Below are 1,861 nucleotides of genomic sequence, written 5' to 3'. Positions count from 1 at the left end.
TGCCGGGTGCGGCGAACATGACCTTCGTCGCACGCACTGGGAATGCCAGCGGCAAGCGGCGCATCGATCTCAGCGTGCGACCGGCGACGCCGTTCATGACTCAGCTGAGCGCGGGCGTCTTGTCGAAGGGCGATCGCGAGCTGCGTATCGAACGCCAGATGTATCCACATCACCGCACGCTCGAAACCGGCGCGTCGATGCTGCCGCTGCAGTTCGCGCATGGCTTCGTGGCGTATCTGTCCAATTACCCGTATGCCTGCACCGAGCAGATCGTCAGCATGTCCATGCCGGCAGTACTGCTGACTTCACGGCCGGAGTTTGGGTATGTCCAATCGCGCGACGGTGCGGATGTTGCTTCGTTGCTCGGCGAACTGCGGTCTCGTCAGACTGAAACCGGCGCGTACAAGTTGTGGCCGGGCGGCGATGAAGTCGTCGAGTTCGTGTCGCTGTACGCACAGCAGTTGCTGATTGAGGCGGGCGAGCGTGGACAGGCTATTCCTGGCGACCTGGTCACCAATGGCAATAACTATCTGCGCGAGGTCGCGCAACGAGATGGCAATAACCTCACTGATGAGCGGCAGAGCGCATATGCGATTTATCTGCTGACTCGCCAAGGTCAGCGCATGGCCGCGGAAGTCGCTGCTGCTCGCAAGCGGTTGGCGGAGCGTTACAAGGGCCAGTGGGAGAAGGACCTCACCGCCGCGTGGTTGGCGGCGTCGCTGGATTTGATGCGACAGGATCGCGATGCTGAGAACTTGATCTCGGCCACGCGCTTCGATGCGACGGCAGATGAGTTGTACAACGATCCGATGACCCGAGATGCGCTGTTGCTATTCGTGATCTCCCGTCATTTCCCAGAGCGCTTGAAGAGCGTGCCTTCTGAAGTGTTCACGACGATGGCCAAGCGCGTGACGGATGGTTATTACCATTCGCTGTCTGCTGGTACGACTTTGCTTTCTCTTGATGCTTATGCCGCTGCGACTGAGGGCGCTGCACGCAATCTGGCGATTGCTGAGGTGCTGAAGGATAAGAAGGTGCGGTCGCTGACTTTGCCGGAGGGGTTGTTCCCGACCGTGAAGTTCACCGATCAAGCGACTTCGTTGAAGTTCACCAACAATACCAATCTCAATGCCTATTACTTGATCGAGCAGTCGGGCTTCGATCGCAAGCCGCCTTCGCAGGCGATCAAGCAGGGATTGGAGGTGCTGCGTGAGTACACGGATGCGAGCGGCAAGGCGGTGACTTCTATCAAGATGGGACAGCAGATCGATGTTCACCTCAAGTTCCGAGGCTTGAAGGAAGGCGGTCTTTCCAATATCGCTCTGGTGGACTTGTTGCCTGGCGGCTTCGAGTTGGTTGTGCCCACGGAGGGGGCTGCTACTCCGTTCTCTGAAGCTGCTCCTTCCGAAGGCGAAGAGGGAGGTGACGGCGAGGACGGCTATATCAGCTGGCAGTGCCAGGTGTGCGTTGGCAACGTCAATGCATCGCTGCAGTACGCCGACATGCGAGAGGATCGCGTGGTGTTCTATGCGAGTGCTACTGGCGATGTTTCTGAGATCGTGTATCGAATCAAAGCGACCAACGTCGGTTCGTTTGTAACGCCGCCCGCGTATGGTGAAGCGATGTACGACCGGAGCGTTGTTGGTCGCTCCGCGTCCGGGAAGATTGAGGTGTCTCGGCCGTGAGTTTTGCGCTTCGCGAAGACGTCGCCGGAGGCGTCGGTGGCCGGCAGCGGGAGGATCAGGGGTGTCCTCCCGGCACCCCGGCACTCGCCCCGCGCCCGCGGTCGCGGGGCGCGGTGCTTGTACAACCAATTAGCGCTATTGGTCCAAAAACCCGGTTGGATCCAATTTCCGGGCGG

The 1,861-nt window shown here is 59.6% G+C and carries 1 pseudogene; it reads left to right on the top strand.

From position 1 onward, the window contains the following. Window positions 1-1,685: pseudogene (locus tag JNL55_RS21135) on the top strand (alpha-2-macroglobulin family protein); the annotation flags it as partial. Window positions 1,686-1,861: the final 176 nt, after the last annotated feature.

It is taken from the genome of Steroidobacter sp. (assembly GCF_016790065.1).
GTDB lineage: Bacteria > Pseudomonadota > Gammaproteobacteria > Steroidobacterales > Steroidobacteraceae > Steroidobacter.
The sequence above is the reverse complement of the archived record's forward strand: the minus strand, read 5'-3'. Positions and strand labels throughout refer to the sequence as shown.